Source organism: [Clostridium] aerotolerans DSM 5434 (assembly GCF_000687555.1).
Taxonomy (GTDB): domain Bacteria; phylum Bacillota; class Clostridia; order Lachnospirales; family Lachnospiraceae; genus Lacrimispora; species Lacrimispora aerotolerans.
In genome coordinates this window covers 375,556-397,098 of the sequence record NZ_JHWJ01000001.1, presented here as the reverse complement: position 1 = coordinate 397,098, position 21,543 = coordinate 375,556, and the positions used below count along the sequence as shown (strand labels likewise).

Annotated in this window: 22 protein-coding genes, 1 other RNA gene and 1 pseudogene; 2 read left to right on the top strand and 22 right to left on the bottom strand. The window is 39.4% G+C overall.

Annotated elements, in window-relative coordinates; all coding sequences use genetic code 11:
* Nucleotides 1-328: 328 nt before the first annotated feature.
* The 13 genes from T546_RS0101915 to T546_RS0101850 all read right to left on the bottom strand — a co-directional run bounded on the left by T546_RS0101915 (nucleotide 329) and on the right by T546_RS0101850 (nucleotide 11,921).
* Nucleotides 329-2,191, bottom strand: a complete 1,863-nt coding sequence (locus T546_RS0101915) for an ABC transporter ATP-binding protein (RefSeq protein WP_026890166.1) — start codon at nucleotides 2,189-2,191, stop codon at nucleotides 329-331.
* Nucleotides 2,192-3,931: an ABC transporter ATP-binding protein gene (locus T546_RS0101910; RefSeq protein ID WP_026890165.1), complete on the bottom strand. Its 1,740-nt coding sequence runs from the start codon at nucleotides 3,929-3,931 to the stop codon at nucleotides 2,192-2,194.
* Nucleotides 3,932-3,935: 4 nt separating this feature from the next.
* A complete protein-coding gene (locus T546_RS0101905; RefSeq protein ID WP_084326067.1) occupies nucleotides 3,936-4,439 on the bottom strand; it encodes a MarR family winged helix-turn-helix transcriptional regulator in 504 nt (167 codons plus the stop codon).
* 350 nt (nucleotides 4,440-4,789) lie between these two features.
* Nucleotides 4,790-4,999 carry a hypothetical protein gene (locus tag T546_RS0101900; RefSeq protein ID WP_026890163.1) on the bottom strand — a complete coding sequence of 70 codons (210 nt, stop codon included), beginning with the start codon at nucleotides 4,997-4,999 and terminating at the stop codon, nucleotides 4,790-4,792.
* Nucleotides 4,992-5,552, bottom strand: coding sequence for a hypothetical protein (locus T546_RS0101895; RefSeq protein WP_166429788.1), 561 nt, complete (start codon nucleotides 5,550-5,552; stop codon nucleotides 4,992-4,994). Before T546_RS0101895 ends, T546_RS0101900 begins: the two co-directional genes overlap by 8 nt.
* Before the next feature lie 296 nt (nucleotides 5,553-5,848).
* Nucleotides 5,849-7,231: a CitMHS family transporter gene (locus T546_RS0101890; RefSeq protein WP_330371847.1), complete on the bottom strand. Its 1,383-nt coding sequence runs from the start codon at nucleotides 7,229-7,231 to the stop codon at nucleotides 5,849-5,851.
* Nucleotides 7,232-7,264: 33 nt separating this feature from the next.
* Complete coding sequence (gene ttdB / locus T546_RS0101885; protein WP_034597447.1) at nucleotides 7,265-7,879, bottom strand: L(+)-tartrate dehydratase subunit beta; 615 nt, start codon at nucleotides 7,877-7,879, stop codon at nucleotides 7,265-7,267.
* Nucleotides 7,876-8,775: a L(+)-tartrate dehydratase subunit alpha gene (gene ttdA / locus T546_RS0101880; RefSeq protein ID WP_026890159.1), complete on the bottom strand. Its 900-nt coding sequence runs from the start codon at nucleotides 8,773-8,775 to the stop codon at nucleotides 7,876-7,878. The genes ttdB and ttdA overlap by 4 nt, the downstream gene beginning before the upstream one ends.
* Nucleotides 8,776-9,108: 333 nt before the next feature.
* Nucleotides 9,109-9,258 carry a sodium ion-translocating decarboxylase subunit beta gene (locus T546_RS24910; RefSeq protein WP_084326065.1) on the bottom strand — a complete coding sequence of 50 codons (150 nt, stop codon included), beginning with the start codon at nucleotides 9,256-9,258 and terminating at the stop codon, nucleotides 9,109-9,111.
* Between the two features lie 106 nt (nucleotides 9,259-9,364).
* Nucleotides 9,365-10,009: a GntR family transcriptional regulator gene (locus T546_RS0101865; protein ID WP_026890158.1), complete on the bottom strand. Its 645-nt coding sequence runs from the start codon at nucleotides 10,007-10,009 to the stop codon at nucleotides 9,365-9,367.
* On the bottom strand, nucleotides 9,996-10,622 hold the full coding sequence (locus tag T546_RS0101860; protein ID WP_166429787.1) for a GntR family transcriptional regulator: 627 nt from the start codon (nucleotides 10,620-10,622) through the stop codon (nucleotides 9,996-9,998). The genes T546_RS0101865 and T546_RS0101860 overlap by 14 nt, the downstream gene beginning before the upstream one ends.
* Before the next feature lie 166 nt (nucleotides 10,623-10,788).
* Nucleotides 10,789-11,361, bottom strand: a complete 573-nt coding sequence (locus T546_RS0101855; protein WP_026890156.1) for a thymidine kinase — start codon at nucleotides 11,359-11,361, stop codon at nucleotides 10,789-10,791.
* 71 nt (nucleotides 11,362-11,432) lie between these two features.
* On the bottom strand, nucleotides 11,433-11,921 hold the full coding sequence (locus tag T546_RS0101850) for a hypothetical protein (RefSeq protein ID WP_026890155.1): 489 nt from the start codon (nucleotides 11,919-11,921) through the stop codon (nucleotides 11,433-11,435).
* A 137-nt stretch (nucleotides 11,922-12,058) separates the two neighbouring features.
* Between T546_RS0101850 and T546_RS0101845 the strand changes: the two genes are divergently transcribed.
* Both T546_RS0101845 and T546_RS0101840 read left to right on the top strand, forming a co-directional pair.
* On the top strand, nucleotides 12,059-12,661 hold the full coding sequence (locus T546_RS0101845) for a hypothetical protein (RefSeq protein WP_026890154.1): 603 nt from the start codon (nucleotides 12,059-12,061) through the stop codon (nucleotides 12,659-12,661).
* A gap of 166 nt (nucleotides 12,662-12,827) precedes the next feature.
* On the top strand, nucleotides 12,828-13,028 hold the full coding sequence (locus T546_RS0101840; RefSeq protein WP_024835577.1) for a cold-shock protein: 201 nt from the start codon (nucleotides 12,828-12,830) through the stop codon (nucleotides 13,026-13,028).
* Nucleotides 13,029-13,270: 242 nt separating this feature from the next.
* On the opposite strand, the pseudogene T546_RS0101835 reads toward T546_RS0101840, so the two are convergent.
* The 9 genes and pseudogenes from T546_RS0101835 to T546_RS22605 form a co-directional block, all read right to left on the bottom strand.
* Nucleotides 13,271-13,687: pseudogene (locus T546_RS0101835) on the bottom strand (methyltransferase domain-containing protein); the annotation flags it as partial.
* A gap of 18 nt (nucleotides 13,688-13,705) precedes the next feature.
* Complete coding sequence (locus T546_RS0101830) at nucleotides 13,706-13,969, bottom strand: hypothetical protein (protein WP_026890152.1); 264 nt, start codon at nucleotides 13,967-13,969, stop codon at nucleotides 13,706-13,708.
* A gap of 81 nt (nucleotides 13,970-14,050) precedes the next feature.
* Nucleotides 14,051-14,572, bottom strand: a complete 522-nt coding sequence (locus tag T546_RS0101825) for a hypothetical protein (protein ID WP_026890151.1) — start codon at nucleotides 14,570-14,572, stop codon at nucleotides 14,051-14,053.
* 39 nt (nucleotides 14,573-14,611) lie between these two features.
* Entirely contained in the window at nucleotides 14,612-16,066 is a 1,455-nt protein-coding gene (locus T546_RS0101820) for a serine hydrolase domain-containing protein (RefSeq protein ID WP_026890150.1), read from the bottom strand.
* A gap of 20 nt (nucleotides 16,067-16,086) precedes the next feature.
* A complete protein-coding gene (locus tag T546_RS0101815; RefSeq protein WP_034597443.1) occupies nucleotides 16,087-16,614 on the bottom strand; it encodes a GNAT family N-acetyltransferase in 528 nt (175 codons plus the stop codon).
* Nucleotides 16,615-16,896: 282 nt separating this feature from the next.
* Nucleotides 16,897-17,292, bottom strand: coding sequence for a RidA family protein (locus T546_RS0101810; RefSeq protein ID WP_026890148.1), 396 nt, complete (start codon nucleotides 17,290-17,292; stop codon nucleotides 16,897-16,899).
* 374 nt (nucleotides 17,293-17,666) lie between these two features.
* Nucleotides 17,667-18,008, bottom strand: a transfer-messenger RNA (tmRNA) gene (gene ssrA / locus T546_RS24905).
* A gap of 88 nt (nucleotides 18,009-18,096) precedes the next feature.
* A complete protein-coding gene (locus tag T546_RS0101805; protein ID WP_026890147.1) occupies nucleotides 18,097-19,140 on the bottom strand; it encodes a ribonucleotide-diphosphate reductase subunit beta in 1,044 nt (347 codons plus the stop codon).
* 52 nt (nucleotides 19,141-19,192) lie between these two features.
* Nucleotides 19,193-21,451: a ribonucleoside-diphosphate reductase subunit alpha gene (locus tag T546_RS22605; protein ID WP_034597440.1), complete on the bottom strand. Its 2,259-nt coding sequence runs from the start codon at nucleotides 21,449-21,451 to the stop codon at nucleotides 19,193-19,195.
* Nucleotides 21,452-21,543 lie beyond the last annotated feature (92 nt).

The following is a 21,543-nucleotide window of genomic DNA, read 5'->3' as shown; positions in this document are numbered from 1 at the left end:
ACCATAATTTGTCATTCGAAACAACGAAAAATCTAATATCAAAAATTGACACTATTCTTCCTATCTTACCATTATATTTTATTTCATACTAATTTTTCTATTCCTTTTTTCTTAAAAACACTTATTTTCTTTAAAAATTGATAGCCTGGCTTGACGTGGCTCATCGTTGATCTGCTGATGCGTTATTGATAATTTTTCTTTATTTATGTCCTGTGTTTCCTGACTGGTAAGGCTTTTATGTAATATGCCGTAATTTCCAGCTAAATAAAAAATCAGGAGCATGGTAAAATTATGTCCATGCTCCTGATGTCAGACAGTACTAACTGGATTAATCCAGTTCTACTGCTCCTGTATAAAGTTGGTAATACCGTCCTTTTTGAGCCAATAAATCATCGTGATCTCCCCGCTCAATGATCTCACCGTTTTCCAGTACCATAATAGCATTGGAATTTCGTACGGTTGACAAACGATGAGCGATGATAAAGGTGGTACGATCGGCCATCAACCGGTCCATTCCTGTTTCAATATGCTTTTCTGTTCTGGTATCTACGGAGCTGGTAGCTTCGTCAAGGATAAGAATTGGTGCCTTTGAAATAGATGCTCGCGCTATGTTTAAAAGCTGCCTCTGTCCCTGGCTTAAATTTGCTCCATCTCCATCTAGCACCGTGTCGAAGCCAGAGGGAAGCCGCATGATAAACGAATAAGCGGAAGCTGTTTTTGCAGCTTCTATGACTTCTTCATCGGTAGCATCCAGTCTTCCGTAACGGATATTTTCCATAACGGTTCCGGTAAATAAATGAGTATCCTGAAGAACCATGGCAATATTCTGGCGCAGATTCTCCTTTTTTAAATGACGGATATTCTTGCCGTCAATGGTTATTTCACCGCCCTGAATATCGTAAAACCGATTAACCAGATTGGTGATGGTCGTTTTTCCGGCTCCTGTCGACCCTACAAAGGCAATCTTCTGGCCGGGTTTTGCATAGAGACTGATGTCTTTTAGTATCACCTTATCCGGGTTATATCCGAAGGTAACGTTCTTTAACTCTACAAAACCTTTCATAGGCTCTAAAACCTCAGCATCCTTGTCATCCGCTGGTTCCGGCTCTTCATCCATGATGGCAAACACACGCTCAGCTCCTGCAAGTGCAGAGAAAACATTGCTAAGCTGCATGGATATTTCATTGATTGGACGGCTGAATTGTCTGGAGAAGGATAAAAATACGGTGAGACCTCCCACATCGAAGCCACGAAGCACGCATAAGAGCCCACCTACGCATGCAGTCAGAATGTAGTTAAGCTGACTTAGATTTCCCATAACAGGCATAATCACTCCGCCAAAAAACTGAGCATGAATCATGTTATTTCTTAAATCTTCGTTTAAGATTTCAAATTCTTCTTCTGCCACATCTTCATGACAGAACACCTTTACTACCTTCTGGCCGCTGATCGTCTCTTCAATATATCCGTTTACAGCTCCTAAAGAAGCCTGCTGGGCTGAGAAGTATTTCTGGCTTCTCATTGCGATTGCCTTACCCGCATTGATCATAATAGGAACAAGGACAACAGTTACAAGGGTCAGCCAGATATTGGTGTATATCATAAGAAGCAGAGTTCCTACAATACTAAGTGCTCCTGAAAAAAGCTGGACCAGGGTAGAGCTTAACATCTGTCCAATGGTATCCACATCGTTGCTGAAACGGCTGATAAGATCACCATTATTATTGGTGTCATAAAACCGTACCGGCAATGTCTGCATTTTGCCAAAGAGATCTTCTCTTATTTTCTGCAGAGCATTCTGGGCAACGGTCAGCATAAGCCTGGCCTGTACGTAGTTTGCCGCTACACCGATCAGCATTACTCCTGCCATTAACAGGATTCCTCTTAATAGACCAGGTACATCACCTGGACTTCCATCGGGCGGTGCAATGAACTGATTGATGATAGGCCTTAGCATGTAGGCTCCTGAAAGCTGTGCCAGGGTTCCAACCACAACGGCGAAAAGAGCCGCACCCATTCTTAATTTGTATTCATTTAAATAGGACAGGAGCCGTTTGATGGTGCCTTTTGTATTCTTTGGCGCTCCAGTCTTCATCATTTTCTTCCCGCCCATGCCGCCTTTATGTTTTGTGGGAGGCAGAGATCGTCCATAACGCCGTTTTAAACTTTCGATTCTTTGTGCATTATCCATTTACGCGCCTACCTCCTCTTTCCGGTCTCTCTGGGAATAGTAAATCTCCTGATATGCCTCACAAGATTCCATTAAGTCTTCGTGTGATCCCATGCCAACGATTTCCCCTTCATCTAACACAATTATCTTATCTGCTTTTTCTACGGAACCAATTCTTTGAGCTATAATAAATTTTGTCGTATCCTTTAAGGTCGTCTGAAAGCATTCTCGTATTTTAGCTTCTGTTGCCGTATCCACGGCTGAGGTGCTGTCATCTAAAATGAGTATTTTAGGTCTCTTTAACAGGGCTCTGGCAATACAAAGCCTTTGTTTTTGTCCACCGGATACATTGGAGCCGCCTTGCCCAAGATCGGTCTCATATCCATCTTTGAAGTTTGTAATAAACCCGTTGGCCTGGGCGCTTTCAGCCATCTCTATAATATCTTCCATGGTGGCACTCTCGTCTCCCCACCTTAAGTTCTCTTCTATGGTACCTGAGAATAAGACATTCTGCTGTAAAACCATGGCAACGCTTTCTCTTAGATTTCTAAGAGTATAATCCTTCACATCGATTCCATCCACCAGCACTTTACCCTCATCAGCGTCATAAAGTCTTGGAATCATCTGAACCAGAGACGTTTTACCGCTTCCTGTAGACCCGATAATACCGATAGTCTCTCCCGGTTCGGCAGTAAAACTTATTTTCTTTAAGACCATATCTTCCTTACCTTTAAGATACTGGAAGCTGACATCCTTAAATTCAACTCTGCCCTCTGCTACGGTAGCAGATTTATATGCCGCGTCTTCATCGGATAAATCAATCTCTGTATTCAGAACTTCATTGACACGTTTTAAGGAGGCCATGGCACGTGACGCCTGTAAAAACACCATGGACAGCATCATAAGGGACATTAATATCTGTACAATATAAATTGTAAATGCAGTTAAATCACCTACCGGCATCTTTCCTGCAATAATTAAATTACCCCCATACCAAACTACGGCAATGGTCGTGATATTCATAGCCAGCATCATGACTGGAAAGGCTGTAATTACCACCTGCATGGCTGCAAGGCTGCCTTCCTTTAAATCCCGGTTGGTATCGCTGAATTTCTCTTTTTCAAAATCTTCCCGAACAAATGACTTGATGACCCGGACATTGGTAAGGGCTTCCTGAACACCTGAATTTAACCGGTCGATCTTCTTTTGCATTGCCTGGAAGCGGGGATAAGCCACTTTTAGTATAATTGCAATTGCAATCAAAAGCAGAGGAATTACCACAAGCAGTATCATTACCAGCTGAGGATTCATTAAATATGCCATGATCAGACCGCCGATCAGCATACCAGGTGCACGAAACAAAAGACGAAGGCTCATCATGATAACATTCTGTATCTGCTGAATATCATTGGTCAATCGGGTAATGAGTGATCCAGTACTGAAATCATCAATATTCTTAAAGGAAAACTGCTGGACCTTATGAAAAATGTCTCTTCTTAAATCCGTACTAAAACTAATGGAGGCCTTAGCGGAAAAATAAGCTCCTCCGATTCCTCCCAAAGCCATCACCGCGGCAATTCCTATCATGATGCCTCCTGCCCGCATGATATAACCGATATCTCTGCCGGCGACACCGTTGTTAATGATCATAGAAGTGAGCTTAGGGAGTATAATTTCTCCTAAAACCTCTGTAAGCATCAAGATGGGAGCCAGTATAAATGCCGCAAGATAGGGTTTTATATATTTCCAATATTTCTTCAAGCAATCAATCCTCTCTTTCTGTCATATCCTTATCCATAGGAATTTCAGTTAAATTTTTGTAAATTCGATTCATAAATTGTTCCATGACAGTCAATTCATCTTCTGAAAAATCACGAAACATCTGGGACTCTACATTCTTAAAAAATTCCCTGCTGATCTTGACCATATGCCTGCCTTCTTCCGTCAGGCAAAGTTTGTTGATACGATTATCATTCTGATCAACAATCCGGGTAATATATCCTCCCTTTTCTAACTTCTTTACTGTCACCGCTATGGTGGCAGTTGATACATACAGGCGCTCCGCCAGTTCCTTTTGTGATACATTGGTATGGTCTGCCAGTATCATTAATATCTGATGCTGGCTGCGATAGACACCGGTATATTTTAAACGCATCTCCAGAATGCAGCGGTGCAATTTCATGGTCTTCATATAGCTGTGCATTACACTTCTCCGCTTGGAATGAGGGTTTTCCATGTGTTCGTCCTCAGTTCCGCCTACTGGTTTCATTTAATCCTCCCCTTTCCGTTAGCTGATTAATAATTAGCTAATTAACTATATCAGAGTATAGCACTGTATCTTTTTATTTGCAACTGTTTATATACTGGAAAATAAATGAAAATTTTTATCACTTTTTGTCACTTTTACCTATATGGCTTAGTTCTGACTTGCCATAGCTCTATCATTCCCAAAATATTAAAGTATAATGTTATAAAGTTATTTGGAGGTTTTAAGAAATCCCTATAAAGACATGATTTTGGAACATTTTTAAGAACAAATGATATGGAAGGCTTGTCCTGCTATTATTAGAATTACAAAAATAAATGGGGAATGTACGGTCATCCTCAAAGATAAACGTACTATTCCCCATTTAATAGTTTTAAAGCCTCTATTTCTGTAATCACTTCATAGCAGTCAAATTCCGGAGCATCCGGATAAAAATATCCGAGGGAGAGGCCGCGTCTAACCCATGAGCCTTGCTCATAACCAAAGAACTGCCTTCCTTCCTGCTTGATTACAGTTCCCTGGTTTTCATAATCGGTCAATTTCAAAAATCTGATTTCATTCATGAGTTTTCACCTTTTCTATGCCCTTCGGAATTTCCATAGAATCAGAGAGTTCAAACATCTTGTCACCCAATTCTATGTACTCTTTGCTGCTTACATCTCTCATAGGCCTTTGTTTTTCGTATAGTTCATGCATCTTCCCATTTTTTATCTCAAAACTCTCAGGAGTGTGGTACTGGAGTTCAAAAGTCAGTCCATCAGGGGACCGCATAATGGTGTTGATTCCATTGTAGGGATTCTGCCTGTCAAGCCAGTAATTTTTTATCTCAAGCGTATTATAACCTGAATCAGTGTACAGCTCAATCACTTTTGAGATTTTTTCTACCAGTTCTTCTCCGGAAGCGGTATAGGTATATCTTAAGATATCCTTTACCTCATATCTGCTTGCCTTTGGCCCGCTCTTTCTCCGTATCTTCTTTAGATAAGATTTTCTTGATTTGATCCTGCATTCAGTCCCCGCCATGCTCATCCCAGCTTCTCTGGCGGCTTTTGAGACTTGCTTTGTGATTTCAGGCTCCTTTTTAATGGTTCGGTTGTAATATAAGATTCCTTTCATTTGGGCTGCAATACTCCCTCTTTCCTTTGATGATTCTCTGTAATGACTACACATCATGATATCCAGTGAACATTTATGCAACTTTTTTTCTCTTCGCATTGCTTTGTAATTCCTTTGGCATTTTTATCATATGATTCAGAATATGCAGGAATATTGAAAATGTGTGAAGAACTTTTCAGTTGTTATAATTTCATTAAAAAATGGCACCAGGATGATTATCCTGATGCCACGATGTCTAATAATTTTTATAGATAATAATATTAAAAATTTGTTTTGCGCAGGAACAAGCAGCTCTATTAATAGGGAAGAGCACCGCTTATGCCATAGACCACTAAGTATGTTACAAATACAACCCAGAAATACTTTACGTATTCTTTTTGGAAATCTACAAAGTTCTGCTCTGTTTCACCGCACAGCAGATAGAGCGCGGGAATTACCGGGCTAATCAGACGGAATGCCTGACCTGTCATGGAAGCAACTGCTGCCTGCATGGGAGTAATTCCGAACTGACCCATGACATTGCTCATTACAGAGGAGATACCAAAATAGAACGCGTCCTGAGGCAGAAAGCAAATAGCTGGAGCTGCTATGAGCGCATAAACCGGCGCCATGTGAGAACCGAGAGCGGTTGGAACGATACCTGCTACAGAATTGGCTAAAGCCGTTGCCATTCCACTTCCGGAAAGTACTCCAGAGAAAATACCTGCTCCAAGGGTTGCAAGAGTTGTAGGAAGCGCGTCTGCAGCGAGGTCTTCCATTCGCTCATTACACTCTTTTACCGAGCGGTAATTGACAACCAGAGCAATAGAGAATGCAATCATAAATACGACTGAACCATGAACATATCCCTTAATTAATACGAAAATAGCTACACCAGTTAATAATAAATTGAACCAGTAAAGTTTTGGACGTTTCAGTTCAGGATCTTTCTCACGGATAGCAGAAAGCATCTCATTTAAATGTTCCTCAGTTACTTCTCCTGCTTTTGCAGTCACATAATTAAGTCTTTTCCGTTCTTTTAACCCAAGATAACCTGCAATTATTATGACCACAACCTGGGCTACAAGCAATCCTGGAAGAAGATTGGCGAATAACTCATTTAACTCAACCCCAATTGCAGTGGCTGCTGCTATCGTAGGTCCTCCCCATGGAAGCTGATTCCAGATACCAATAGGCGCTACTATGATAATTGCCAGGTAACTTAATTTTAAGTTTAATTGTTTATAAAGACTTCTAAATGCCGCAAGACAAATGATGATTGTAGTTGTTGTATCACCATTTAATGCAACCACACTGGCTACCATAACCGTAGATAAAGTAACCTTTAAGGGATCTCCTTTCGCCTTTTTGATGAAAAATTCAGCAACCGGGTCAAACAAACCTACATTTAGCATTAAGTCAAAAAACAGAATGGAAAAAAGTATTGTAATACCAGGTGATATTACACCCCAGGATATCTTTCCGGTTTCGGGATTTTGTTTAAAGAAAATTCCATCTTTAATCCAACCGAATAAGTCAATAAGATTGTCACCATTTACAATTACCGCAATGACACCAAAGATCAGCGGTACAAGAGTAAGAGCTGTAAACACGGACAACTTCTTTTTTGAAAGCAATACGATAAACGTTACGATCATTGCTAAAGCCAAAAAGGTCAGCATAATCCTCCTCCAATGTATCTCCCATATAATAGAATAAATTAATTCAGTTTCTTATTTTATATAATGAACCTTAGTATACAGTTCTTCCAGTGCGGCATCTTTACGCTTATTGAATTCAATCTTATTCTGCTCAAAGATATTACTCCCTTCAGAATCAATGGATACAATCAGAGGACCGAATTCTTTTACCCGGCATACCCACAGAGTTTCAGGCATTCCTAGATCTTCCCAATGATATTCTTCAATTTCTTCTACACAAGTTGCTGCATTTACTGCACAACCTGCTGGAAATACGCAATGAAGTGCCTTGTTCTCTTTACAGCCAGCTTCTGTATTAGGACCCATTCCGCCTTTTCCTACAATCAGCTTAACACCTGTTTGATCTATAAATTCTTTTTCAAATTTCTCCATTCTCATGCTGGTAGTTGGTCCGATGGAGACCATTTCGAATTTATTCTCTTCTCCGTCTTTTTTGCGGACAATGGGGCCTGCATGAAAGATTGCGCCTCCCTTTAAATCTACAGGCAACTCTCTTCCGAGTTCGATCAGTCTTCTATGTGCCACATCACGGCAGGTTACAATGTGACCGTTTAAATAAATCACATCTCCAATTTTTATATCTTTTAAATCCTCATCAGAAATTGGTGTGGTCAGTATCTTTTTCATAATTGTACCTCCTTATGTGTAACTGAATCATAGCTTAAATCACTGTTAAATACAATTGTTCCTCTGCGGTGAGCCCAGCAGCCAAGATTAACTGCACAGGATAAAACTGATGGGTGGCGGGCGGAGTTTACAATATTCACGCCCATAACTGATTTTGTTCCTGTAAGTCCCTGAGGTCCCAGACCAATAGAGTCAATAGCCTTTACAAGCTCATCTTCCAATTCTGCAGCTTTTGGATTCTCATTGTGGCTTCCAACCGGGCGCATCAGAGCTTTTTTTGCCATATAAGCAGCTGAATCAATAGAAGTACCAATACCAATTCCCACTAAAAGGGGTGGGCAAGCGTTCAGCCCATAGGAGGTCATCACATCAAGAACAAATTTCACAACTCCTTCATAGCCTTCTCCTGGCATAAGGGTCTTACCCTGGCCTGGAAGGGAACAGCCGCCACCAGCCATATAGACATCTAGCTCTAATTTATCACTTCCTGGTAAGATATCCCAGTAAATCCACGGAGAATCTGTTCCCACGTTTGTTCCGGTATTCACTTCATCAAAGGTTTCTACCGTGTTATGACGCAGCGGAGCTTCTTTAGTAGCTTTAGCAACCGCTTCTTTAAGAATCACCTTTAATTCATCTGCATAAGGGAAGCTAGTACCCACCCTTACAAACATCTGAATCAATCCTGTATCCTGGCAGGACGGTCGGTTTAATTCCCACGCCTGCTTTTGATTCTTCTCCATGGCTTCATAAATCATCTTAGCCATAGGCATCTCTTCTTCGTCTTTGAGTTCCTTCAATTTTACTGTTACATCTTCGGGAAGTTTCTTTCCCACAAGATCAACAAAACCTGCAATCCGGTTTTTTAACAGCTCCAGTGACTCCTGTTTTGCCATAATAATGTCCTCCTTTTAGTAAAAATAGACCTTTTAAAACTTGAAAAACAAACACGTGTGATTCTTGGCAGAAATTATTTTGATATAATATATTTAATATTTTATATTGTATCCAATTTGTAATAACATCTTATAATGAATTTAATTTATGTACAATAGTATTAATATATGATTTTCAGCTGTATACTTTGTGCATTTTATACAAATTATTTAAAAATCTTATTCAGCAATACAGTGATCAGAGCCAGAAGACCAAGGACAACAAAGATTGCTGCCATTCCTTTTCCCATAATTTCCAGGGTTATTATAAAATTTTCCAAACTATAATCCCTCCTAACTTAAATACTGGGCCATAAGGTTTAAGATGACGCCTCCGGCTACCACAGATCCGATCTGCCCGGATACATTGGCCCCAATGGCATGCATCAGCAGATGATTGGTAGAATCTTCCTTTAACTCCATCTTGTCAATATTTTTATACATTTTAGCTGTTTTTCACAGAACATTTCCGAATTGTTATGTAAAATAGCAAAAAAAAGAAACCTTTCATAGAAGTATCTAATCCAGGTATCCTTATATTTCAAGGTTATTATATTTTATAATGAGTCAGCATGTTTTCCATACTCCTCATAATATGTTCACTCATTAGTCTTTTAGACAGCTCTGCATCTCTACTTTTCAGAGCTTCCACAATCTGTGTATGCTCTCTCATGGAAATCTGGGCATACTCTTCTACTCCCACATTATTGCCCATGGATAATCCGTTCCACATGGAAGAAAGCAATGATCTTATCTTATCATTTCCGCCGGCAGTCCATATCTCATAATGGAAGGACTGATTATATTTGGAATATTCGCTGTAATCATTGGATTTTAATGCTTTCTGCGCATGGGCAAACGCTTCCAATACTTTTGTTATATCCGAATTGTTTTTACAAACTTTATAAATGATTTCACTTTCCAGTATACGTCGTGTTTCATAGTGGTCTCTGATGTCTTTTTCATTGATTCCCAGAATCATGGCACCTTTGTTGGGCCGTAATTTTATCAGCCCCTCACCAGCAAGAATCTGAAACGCTTCTCTTACAGGGGTAATGGATATGCCCAGCTGTTTCGATATCTCATCCAGAGTGATGGTTGCTCCTGTCTCCAGTTCTTTGGCTAAAATTGCTTTTCTCAAGGTAGATGCCGCCTGTTCTCTGGCAGGCATTAATTTTATTTTATTTAGATTCATTTATCAACACCTTTTCTGTCATTGCTTTTGCAAGATATAAAAAATAGGACTCAAACAGTTTCTCAACCTGATTCCTGTCTTTTAGGTACATTGCCTTTTCAACATCTTCCCATAAGTTTAATTCCTCAGCGCCGGAAACATTTAGATCATATAAAACAAACGTCATATAAATCTGTAATAGATTGTTGTGTAGGCGATGAAGATACCCATTATCCAGTTCTTCGCTAAAAAAGCTGTGAAGCATGACTTCATTAATCTCTTTTCTTAGAAACATCTGTAACATTTCTTGAAATTTACCAAACCAGCTTTCTTTTTTTAAAAGCATCTCATTGATAAATCCAACTTGTATCGAGTGAATGAACAAAAAAATTTCATAAATACTTTTTTCAGTAATTCCTTTCACTACCATATGGCGGTTAGGCAGTCTGATGAGAAACCCCTCCAGCTCCAGGATCTGAAACGCCTCTCTTACAGGCATTCTTGACACTCCCAGCTGTTCTGAAACAATCTCCTGTACCAGCTCATCCCCGTCGTGAAATCGGTTGAAAAGAATTTCTTTTCTTAAAATATCCGCGATATGTTCCTTAGCCTGTACCTTTTTTACTATTTCCATGTCCACCATCCTTACAAATATATTGTATCCATTTATTGGTTTAAAGTCAACATTTACCTTTTTTATAGGTTTTAATAAGTTTTTTCTAATAAATGAACACATATTATAAAAACCGGCAGAATTCGTATTTTTCTGCCGGTCCATCTCTAACAAGTTCAAAGTATCTTTATATATCTTCTCTTATTTTATTTTCATTATAATGCTTCCTGCAAAGAGAAACATACTTATCATTTGCTCCCAGAAGTATCTGCTCCCCATTTCTAAGAATGTTTCCATTCTGATCGAGCCTGGCGTTCATAATTGCATTATTGCCGCACCAGCAGGCTGTCTTTAATTCCTCCACCTCATCAGCCAGCTCTAAGAGGCGAGTGGAGCCTGGAAAGAGATGGGAAGTAAAATCAGTTCTAAGGCCATAACAAAATACGGTGATATTATAGTTGTCAACGATGTATGCTAAAAAATCAATGTCTGATTCCATAAGAAATTGAGCTTCATCTACTATGATTACATCATATCCCTTTATTTCTTCCGGTTCAAAGCCCTTAAGCTGGGAAAATAAGATGCACTCAGCCTCAAGTCCTACTCTTGACTTGATCTTTTTAATATCATCACGGGTTTCGATATCTGGCTTTATCAGTAAAGCCTTTTTCCCCTTTTCTATGAAATTGTATCTGGTCATCAGCGCATTGGCTGTCTTTGAACTTCCCATTGCACCATATTTAAAATATAATTTTGCCACCTTTTCCTCCTTATGCCATCTCTTTTGAAGTAAAATTCTACGTTTTATCCCCTAGTATCTTCTTATGTAGTTTATCGCCTGAACCTGGCTGAGTGTTCTAACAGCCTGGCGATTCTGGATTTACTAAAATTGACTTTCACCAATCGCCTCATAAATTCAGGAAGGGGATAAGACAATCTGACGTAGTAATAATTAATATATTCTAAAATGGAAAAGATGTAAACAGCTATGCCAAATATTAACCTCTTTTCCGTAACTTCTGCACCAAGGAGGACTACAATGTACGCGATTAATATACCTCCGTCAATGATGCGAAACAAGCGGTATATGTTTGCTACAGACGCCATATCAAGGGCTCGTCCATTGATTCTCCATAGAGTGATACCCCAAAATACACTTCCCTGTATCAGTATGATGCTACAGCATAAAATAGGATAAAAGGCCACCATTGAAAATGAGATATGAAATTTTCGAATCCAGATCACATACAAAATTAAAAAAGAGATTCCAGAAAAACCTTCTAAAATAACAAGTTCCTTTAACTCATTTTTTACGTTCAACGAATAAACCTCCTTTCAATCAAAGATTATACCATATATATCATAGAATCGTATGCATCTGACTCATTTTATATAATTTCACTTGCAGTTACATACTTTCTCTTTAATCGCACATACTTAAATTGCGAGGTGATGATATGAAAATTATGTATCTCTTACAAATTATTTTTCGTTGTTTTTTACTTGCTTTAGCCGTATATCATGGGGTAAAACGAGAAGCCAGATTCATGAAATCGGCTCTCCTTGTGTTTGCTATGACCTTCCTGCCTGCACTGATTCATTTTATCTTACGTGTGGAAATTGATTCGTTCAGCATACTTATTTATCTGGTCATCCTGTTTATGACCTTATATCTTGGTGGCTCCTTAGGTTATTATGACAGATTCAGCTGGTGGGACCGCATCACTCATTTTCTCTCCGGAGCAGCATTCGTAGGCTTTGGGATCGCCACGATTCGTGCCGGGTCTGATATAACAAAAATACTTGTTATTTTATTTGGATTTAACTTTTCCATCACACTTCACGTCTTTTGGGAGGTACTGGAATATGTAAGCGACTGTATCCTTCACGGAAATGCTCAACGATGGCAGAAATTTCATATAAATAAAAACCATGTGTCTAATATTCACTTATCAGAAAAGGCAATTCAGCCAGCCGGACTGGTGGATACGATGAACGATTTTAACTGTTGTATTGTTGGCGCTGTATTAGCCTCGGCGGTCTGGTGGTTTTTCTTATAATTAACCGATTGACTTTTATTGTACATTATGATATAATCCAATTGTATTTTAAATAAAGTTTTGATTTCGCATATATTTGTAAGTCATTATTTATTGATGATTTACAAGTATATGCGATTTTTTTATCTTCGCAGAAATACATTATAATTTTAAGGAGGTATCTTTTATGAAAAAAGGTACAGTTAAATGGTTTAACGCACAAAAGGGATTCGGCTTTATCTGTGATGAAGAAGGAAACGATGTATTCGTTCATTTCTCTGGTCTCGCTATGGAAGGTTTTAAGTCTTTAGAAGATGGTCAGTCAGTTGTATTTGAAACTACCCAGGGCAATCGTGGTCTTCAGGCTGTTAATGTTCACATCGCATAATCTCTCACCTATTTTAATCCATCACATCTAACTTATTTATCTTGTTCAAAATACCAAATTGATAAAGTGAATATGTTTCAAGACTGATTATTAAATAGTCAGAGCAATGTTAATAATTACAGCTAAGTCAGCAGGGTTTATATTCATATTCCTTGCTGACTCAACCTAAAAACAACATATGAATGGTATAATAATATAAACTATGGGCTAACACGTTAGCTGATAGTCTTTTTTATTTACTTCTATTTGTTCCTACATGTTAAGAAATATTGAATCATTGGACCAACTTTTTCTTTTTTCTCTATTTTAAAATAATCCACGATTAAATGTTCAAATTCTTCTGGTGATAAATCATACTTATCTTCTCTGCCTAAATACGCTTCAATCTTCTTGGTAATTGAGAATTCAGGAGACCCTAAGTCTGGAACGTCAAGAACGAATTTTCCGTCAGCCTTTATAATCCGGTGCGCCTCCAAAATCACTTTTTCCACAAAATCTTTTTCAAAGTACTCCAGGGAGCCAATACACGCTCCAATATCAAAAAAGCTTGTTTCAAATGGAGTTTGATGCATGCTGCAGCATTGAAAGGAACCTGCTGATAATTGTTTCTTTTCAGTAAGCTCCTGCAATAATTCAATAGTCTTACTGCTTATATCTACCCCATGATACGTGGAGGGTCAATCTTTATATCCACCATACAAAAAATTCAGGCAACAGCCAAGATCAATAAAATTCATTTTGCTGGACGGAGATAAAAATTCAACGATTTCCGTACGGCTGCTGTCTGAGAGACCTACTTCTTGTCTCATTTTTAAAAACAGTTCATATTCAGGATCTTTTGTTATGTATTCCGGGAAATTCTCATAAGAGTCTATGCCTTTTCTCCCCAGTTCAATGCCTTTATCATAAGATGCCGCCACTAATTCTAACTGCTTGTTCACTATATTTTCCCCCTTATTACATTTTAGTTCTATGATTGATTCAGAATACCATTATTTCCCCGTACAGTCAAATTTCTATATCTAAAAATATTTACTATAAGATTCTGTGGGAAAAGGAGTTTCAAGCCCCAGTACTCTTGGCCATAGCTTGGCATCACCTATTACAAATCCCATAATTACGCCCATATGTGTATGAAGATGGCGGTGCTGCGCTAATATTAAAGTAAATCTGTTATATTCACAATTCGGCGGATATTCTAATAATTGGTCATCTGATAATTGATCTAAGTATTTATGAATCCTGACTTCTATTTCCTCGTAAAAAGAATCTATATCGAATCTCGAAAGCTGTTTCGTGGATACAACATCCAGATTATTAAGATCTTTTACATGAAACTTCGGTGGCAGGAAAGAATTATCCCGTGGATTGATGAACCAACGGCTTAGGGAAAAAAGCATATGGTATATGTGCTTCCAACAGGGCATGTCGCAATAACATTTATTCCATAATTCATCTGGAACACTGTTTATCACATTTTTCACTTCCCACAACGCCCTGTAAGTCTGTTCTTTTATAATTGATACAAAAGTATCTTGTTCCATATACTTCCTCCCCCCAGGATTATTTGTAGATGGTTACGGTTAATCGTCTTTTAAACGGGTAGTGTTTGCAATATATAAATACCATGTAATACATGTGGTTAACAACGCCAGTGATAGGATTGCTGTAAGAATACTATACGTCTGCCAGACAAGTATTATCGACCATCTATTTCCGATTAGTAAGGGAATGACCCAAATTAGTATAGTAATTACCAGACAGCAAGCGGTTGTTATTCGGCCCTTTTTTGTCATTTTCTGACGATAGTACCTATTCTTTCTATGCAATCCTAAAAGGAAGAACAGGCCGGCAAACAGACAGCATATAATTGTGGCTGATGACAAAGCGATATCAAGTAACTGTGAGCTGCTGATTTTATAGGATTGAGGCTGATTGCCCTCTAATATTTCTTCAACTTGCATCACAAGATCAGTGTTCGTATTTACACCATTGGTCAACAGGCATATGGCGATGTTTTTCTTTGGCAAGAGTAACACTTTCGTGGAGAAATTGGGGTTGCCTCCCGGGTGTTCCAAATATGATTGGTCGGAATTTACATACCACCCCGCCCCATAAAACATGCCGTTGGCGTCCGTGACTGACAGATTTCCTTGATGGGATTTTTTAATGACCTTATGAAATACTTCGGGTATATCCTGAACCGCTCCCATCTGTATGTTCATCCATCGTGCCATATCTTTGGTGCAGGAAATGATATATCCCGCTGGCTTATTTCCTGCAAAATCCGGCGCATTGTATGGAACTGTCATGAAGAATGAGGAACGGTAGCCCTGTGCCAATTCTCCGTTGGCTTCGGCCTCTGCCTTATAAACATATGTCTGATGTAACCCTAATGGTTGAAGCACTTGTTCTTTCATGTAATCTTCGTAGCTCTGACCCGAAACGGTTTCCATAACCAGTCCCAACACGTCATAATTAACAGTTCCATAACGACACTGCTCCCCAGGAGAAAATGACAACTCAGTTCCTGAAAGCATTTCTACTGTTTTACGCAGCATATCCGGCGTGTTTCCTTGTGGAATGTATTGACTGTGACCGCTATTCGTTAAACCGCTGGTATGGTGCAGAAAGTTATTGAGTGTAATATTTTGCATATCAACGGGCTTCCCCTGATACTTTAACGTGAACCAAGGCAAATACTTCTGAATAGAATCGTTCATTGACAGCAGCCCTTTTTCTTCCATCAGCAAGATCCCCATACCAGTAAAGGCTTTGCTGACCGAAGCAAGCTCATATAGAGTATTTTCACTGGCCAGTAACTTCTTTTCACGATCCGCGTACCCGGATGAAAAATACAATACGTCATCATCTTCCAGTATTGTCATTGACATTCCCGGAACACCGGATATACGACAGGCATCATTGAGCAATGTTTGTATGGAATCTGATTCAGAGTCTGATAATGCATAACTTGTGATTGGGAATTTTGAGAAAAGAATAAGTGCTGTCATTATAAGAATAATAATTTTTTTCATAGACTCTCCGTTTTAGAAAATTAACATTTAATCCAGTATCGGTGTGTGATTTTCCCATTGTAAGGCACTTCATTTTCCAATATTGCACCATTCTTTTTCATTGTTGCAATGGAGGCTAAGTTATCACTATCGACGGTTAGAAGAACCTTATCTAAACCGATTTTTCTGGCTTCAAGCAATGCCAGCCTTAACATTTCAGCGTCATAACCTTTTTTTCGTTCTGATTTTCGGACACAATACCCGATATTTCCATAATATAAATACATCTCTTTTTTTAGATTATACCTAACATTTATCATTCCAATTAACTTTCCATCACATTCTCTTATAGCCATGAACTCATAAGAGGGGGCTTTTCCTGGTTCTACTGTTTCTTCCCTTTGATTATTATGTACTTTTAAAAGCCATTCCTCAATATGACTCGTTGACTGCAAATTCTCTGTGCCATATAAGGTATCACCGCTTTCAAAAAACTCTTCTTTGAATTCCAGGATTTTATCCTTATATTCTTCGGACGGTGATACCAGAAATAGTTCAGATTGATTCATATTATTCTTTACCTCCAATACGCCCATCTCCATTCTAATTATTATCTATATTATAGATTTGGCAGAGTAATTTTACAAGTTAATTAAACAGTAAAAAATAATCCGAATATTTCTTTGACAGATTCAATACTAAGTTACATTATCTCTAACTATATTTATATCTTCTTTACTTATCATATTGCTACCACGTTATATAGAAAACACCTATCGACCATAAATCGACAGGTGTTTTCTTTAGTATTGTATTTTCTTATAATATTTAATCAGGAATATGAAACCACATTATTTTGCTGCCCATATTTCAATTTCTAATTTTATCTCTTCTAATCCTAAGGCATTAACATAAGCAACCGTCATAGAAGGATAAGGCGTACCAAAAAACTTTTCATAAACCTTATAAAAATGATTCCAGTCTATTGTTTCAGTTGACCATATATTAACTTTAATCACATTATCCGGGATAAGATCTATACTCTTTAATAAATTAGATATATTTAAAAATGTATTATTTACTTGCTGATTAAACTCATCAGGAAAGTTACCATCTAAATCTGCTCCGACTTGTCCAGAAAAAGTGTAAAATGTCGCATTTGGTTCAATTTTTGTTATATGAGTATAATTCCCTACTGCTTTACTCACTCCTGAGGAATCTAATCTACTAACTACATTATAGTTCATTTTAATAATCCTTTCTGTTTAGGGATAAAATAATTTCTACCATTATATATTGCACATAATATATAATTATCCGTTGATAGAAATTTATTTATCAAAAACAGAGATGGAATTTTTATGATGTTCAATACTTCTAGAACATAATAATTGTATCATTCCGTCACCTCCACGCCCCCATTGTATCGATTAATAGGGACTTTGTCAAGTTGTGTACTGTGATCTATAATTGAGTAGACTTGTATAGGTTTTATTATGCTCTATTTGATAGTTTGTTTTAACTATAAAAAAAGAACCCCTGTAAATAGGAGCATTTACAAATGATACAACACGTTATACAACACGAAAATAAAAAAGCCTAGCATATGCTAGACTTTTTTTAGTGGAGCAGACGGGAGTTGAACCCGTGTCCAAAAACCAATTCCCTGTTCTTCTACTATCATAGTCAGTCTATTGACATTCCCTCCGCTGCACGGGAACTGACACCCTTACAGCTTCAGTAGCTTCATAATACGTCCGTGTACTCAAAGCTTTGTACACGTCGTTTCTCACATAGTCGATGCCGGGATCTTAAAGTGTGAGTGCCTTAAGGCCGACAAGCAGCTTACGCTGCTAAAGCTAATTTATTATTGTTAGCGTTTATATTTAGGTTTGCCATTTGACGCATCGCATACGGATAGCTTCACCAGCTGCATAGCCCCTGTCGAAACCAGTACTGCCCCTGACTGGTACTCTCTACAGAGTATTATCATATTAACACGAAAAAAATTGTTTGTCAAGGTCAGTGCTTTTGCTGGATTCAATCTCCTGTTATAAGTCGTCAATGAGCGCGCTGCTCTTTGCGTATGCAGTACTTCTGGCTTCGAAAAAGTCTGTTTTAATCAGATTGGCGTTGCTGTACTGGCTGACCCAGGACATGCTTTCCGGCTCTCTTTCATGGCCTTCATATACGGGTTCCCAGCCAAGGCTATGGCATCGTAAATTCCCAAGATACTTGATATAATCCGTAATCATCTGAGACGTCAGACCAGGCACTTCATCTCCAATGGCATAACAGCCCCACTCGATTTCCTGCTCGCAGCCCTCGCGAATCATGCTGCGGTAGATTTCCACACATTCCTTGGTAAATAGCTGGGGTTCTTCCTTTTTCAGTTCCAGAATCATGCTGCGAAACAGCCACAAATGAGTATTCTCATCCCGGTTGATATAACGGATCTCCTGAGAAGAACCTGTCATCTTTTGATTTCTTCCTAAATTATAAAAGAACATGAAACCACTGTAGAAATAAATTCCCTCCAGTATGAAATTGGCAATCACTACCTTTAAAAAAGCAAAAGGACTTTTGTCATTTTGAAATTCGTTATAAAGGTTCCCGATAAAAGTATTGCGTTTCAGCAGATAAGGATCGCTTTTCCACTGGTATAGCACCTCATTTCTTGTCTGTGGCTCACAGATGGTATCCAGCATGTAGCTGTAGCTTTGACTGTGAACCGCCTCCTGAAAGGTCTGGATGGAAAGACAGAGGTTGATTTCATTTGCAGTCACATACTCTCCGATGGCCGGTAGATTCGCCGTCTGTATGCTGTCTAAAAACACCAGAAATGATAAGATCTTATCGTAAGCTCTCCGCTCTGACTTACTAAGCAGGGGATAGTCCTTGGTATCTCTGCCTAAATTGATTTCCTCGGGTATCCAGAAATTATTCATGGCCTGTCGGTACCAGTCACTTACCCAGGAGTATTTCATATTGTTAAAATCATTGAGATTTGTGGTATTGCCGTTAATCATTCGGCGGTTCCTTACATCAATATCACCGTCCGGATTAAACAAAGGTCGTTTCTTTAATTGTTCCATAAAGGTTTTACCAACTCCTTTTCCTGTTTCTTTGTCTGCTTAGATTTATACATTAACTGGAGCAGGCTTCACATTCCTCTACTTCCAGACTCTTGGATCTTACGTAATAGATGGTCTTTACCCCAGATTCCCAGGCCAGAATGTAAAGATTTAATACCTGGCGCAGGGTGTAATCATTGGTAATGTAAAGATTCATGCTTTGGGCCTGGTCCACGTGCCTTTGACGGACACCAGCGGCCCGAATGGACCATTTCTGATCGATTAAGTGGGCATTTTTATATCTCCAAAATGTTTCAGGTGCCAGGTCGGGGGCCACACGGGGAACAAGACCATTCTTCTTTTCTTCCAGATAGTAACGGCTCATAACGGGATCAAGCCCTGCTGTCGTACCGGCAATCATACTGGTACTGCTGGTGGGCGCAATCGCCATTAGCCAGCCATTTCTCATACCAGAGGAAGCAACCTTTTTACGCAGGCGTTCCCATTCTGGTGAATCATAGCGGCGTTTGGAAAAATAGGCTCCTGTCTGCCAGTCACTGCCATCATACCTTTCATAGCTGCCCTTCTCCGCTGCAAAATCACTGCTGGCTTCAATCGCAGCAAAATTAATGGTCTCAAAAATGCGGTCTGCAAACTTAAGATGATCTTCTGATTCCCATGCAATCTGATTCTTTGCCAGCATGTGATGATATCCGCTTACTCCAAGGCCAATGGGACGGTAACGAAGATTGTTAAGCTTTGCATAAGGCACTGGAAAGAAATTTAAATCAATGACATTGTCAAGGGCTCTCACTGCACTTCTGGTAAGCTGAGTGAGCTCTTCGGGGTCACCCAGATCAATATTACCAAGGGAGAGGCTGGCCAGGTTACATACCACAAAATCTCCAGGTTTTGTAACGGTAACCACTACCGTTTCACCGTTTACGGTCTCGTAACGCTGCTCAACTTCTTCTACTCCGCTCATATTTTGGGCAATTTCCGTACATAAGTTGCTGCAATAGATGATTCCGCTGTGTCCATTTGGATTGGCTTCATTTACAATATCCCGGTTAAAGGCAAAAGGAGTTCCGGTCTCTACCGCACTTTTTAATATGAGGCGGATAATATCTTTAATAGGAATGACACGTTTCTGAATGCGGCTGTCACTAATACAGTCCAAGTATCGTTCCTCCCACAGAGTGCCATAGGAGTCCTCCAGTGACCAGCCCTTTACCGATAGAATCTCGTGAGGGCACATAAGATGCCAGTCCCCTTCTATATTCTCCTTTGCCATCTTCCAGAAGAGGTTGGGATAGCAGACAGCAGGAAAAACATCGTGGGCCTTCATACGGTCATCTCCATTGTTAGTCCTGATGGCGAGAAACTCCGGCAGATCTTTATGCCAGGCATCCAGATATACGGCTACCGCTCCTTGCCGTACCCCTAACTGATCTACGGCTACCGCAGTGTCATTGGCAAGCTTGATCCAGCGAATAACACCGCCTGCTGCCCCTTTAAATCCACGGATGGTACTTCCGGCTGCACGAACCTTACCGAAATAAAGGCCCATGCCGCCTCCGAATTTACTTACTTTGGCAAAGCTGTCTATACTCCGGTATATTCCGTCAAGACTATCCGGCACCGTGTCAATAAAACAGGAGGATAGCTGATGATAAGGCTTTCTGGCATTGGATAGTGTTGGAGTCGCCATGGTCACTTTTAAAGAGCTGAGCATATCATAAAAGCGTTTTACCCAAGCCTCCCGGTCGCTCTTCTCTTCCATAGCCAGATGCATGGCGATGCCCATAAACATCTCCTGGGGCGTTTCCATGGGAACATTCTGGCGATTTCTGATTACATACCGGCTAAGAAGAAGCTCAAGCCCTGAGTAATTAAGGCAATGATTTCTTGACGGATCTATGTAAGCCTCATAGCGGTCAATTTCTTCCTTCGAGTAATGTTCCAGTATATAATTCCCGTAAAGCTCTTCCTTTGTGAGAACACATATCTTCTGGTAAAAGCTTTCAATCTTCTGCAGCTTCAGCTCTTTATTAAGGCTTAGCTCAAACTGAAGCATTAAGAGCCTGGCGCTAATGTATTCCCAGTCCGGTGCTTCCTGTGTGGTCAGCTCCACGGCTGCCTGAATAAGCACTTTAAACCGGTCAGATATGGTTTCTTCCCCTTTATAAAATGCCATAAATTTATCATATAAATGAACAAGGCCATAGGAAGGGGCCTGCCATTTTTCCTCAATGCCCTGTAGCACTGCTAAAAGCGCCGGTACATCTTGAAATAATTGTAAAAGCTCTTTGTTTTTGTCTCTTATATCCATAGATCATTCCCGCCATTCTGTCATATATAAATTAATACCAATAACTGTTATCAGATGTATTATAAGAATATACCACAAGATATAGTTTAATT

What these genes read in the sequence shown, in the direction of transcription:
- T546_RS22605 (WP_034597440.1), bottom strand. Translation starts at nt 21,451, where the DNA reads ATGGATATAAGAGACAAAAACAAAGAGCTTTTACAATTATTTCAAGAT.
- T546_RS0101820 (WP_026890150.1), bottom strand. Translation starts at nt 16,066, where the DNA reads ATGAAAAAAATTATTATTCTTATAATGACAGCACTTATTCTTTTCTCA.
- T546_RS0101815 (WP_034597443.1), bottom strand. Translation starts at nt 16,614, where the DNA reads ATGAATCAATCTGAACTATTTCTGGTATCACCGTCCGAAGAATATAAG.
- T546_RS0101900 (WP_026890163.1), bottom strand. Translation starts at nt 4,999, where the DNA reads ATGAATGAAATCAGATTTTTGAAATTGACCGATTATGAAAACCAGGGA.
- T546_RS0101915 (WP_026890166.1), bottom strand. Translation starts at nt 2,191, where the DNA reads ATGGATAATGCACAAAGAATCGAAAGTTTAAAACGGCGTTATGGACGA.
- T546_RS0101865 (WP_026890158.1), bottom strand. Translation starts at nt 10,009, where the DNA reads ATGAATCTAAATAAAATAAAATTAATGCCTGCCAGAGAACAGGCGGCA.
- T546_RS0101905 (WP_084326067.1), bottom strand. Translation starts at nt 4,439, where the DNA reads ATGAAACCAGTAGGCGGAACTGAGGACGAACACATGGAAAACCCTCAT.
- T546_RS0101845 (WP_026890154.1), top strand. Translation starts at nt 12,059, where the DNA reads ATGAAAATTATGTATCTCTTACAAATTATTTTTCGTTGTTTTTTACTT.
- T546_RS0101825 (WP_026890151.1), bottom strand. Translation starts at nt 14,572, where the DNA reads ATGGAACAAGATACTTTTGTATCAATTATAAAAGAACAGACTTACAGG.
- T546_RS0101805 (WP_026890147.1), bottom strand. Translation starts at nt 19,140, where the DNA reads ATGGAACAATTAAAGAAACGACCTTTGTTTAATCCGGACGGTGATATT.
- T546_RS0101895 (WP_166429788.1), bottom strand. Translation starts at nt 5,552, where the DNA reads ATGAAAGGAATCTTATATTACAACCGAACCATTAAAAAGGAGCCTGAA.
- T546_RS0101860 (WP_166429787.1), bottom strand. Translation starts at nt 10,622, where the DNA reads ATGGAAATAGTAAAAAAGGTACAGGCTAAGGAACATATCGCGGATATT.
- T546_RS24910 (WP_084326065.1), bottom strand. Translation starts at nt 9,258, where the DNA reads ATGTATAAAAATATTGACAAGATGGAGTTAAAGGAAGATTCTACCAAT.
- ttdB (WP_034597447.1), bottom strand. Translation starts at nt 7,879, where the DNA reads ATGAAAAAGATACTGACCACACCAATTTCTGATGAGGATTTAAAAGAT.
- T546_RS0101810 (WP_026890148.1), bottom strand. Translation starts at nt 17,292, where the DNA reads ATGAACTATAATGTAGTTAGTAGATTAGATTCCTCAGGAGTGAGTAAA.
- ttdA (WP_026890159.1), bottom strand. Translation starts at nt 8,775, where the DNA reads ATGGCAAAACAGGAGTCACTGGAGCTGTTAAAAAACCGGATTGCAGGT.
- T546_RS0101840 (WP_024835577.1), top strand. Translation starts at nt 12,828, where the DNA reads ATGAAAAAAGGTACAGTTAAATGGTTTAACGCACAAAAGGGATTCGGC.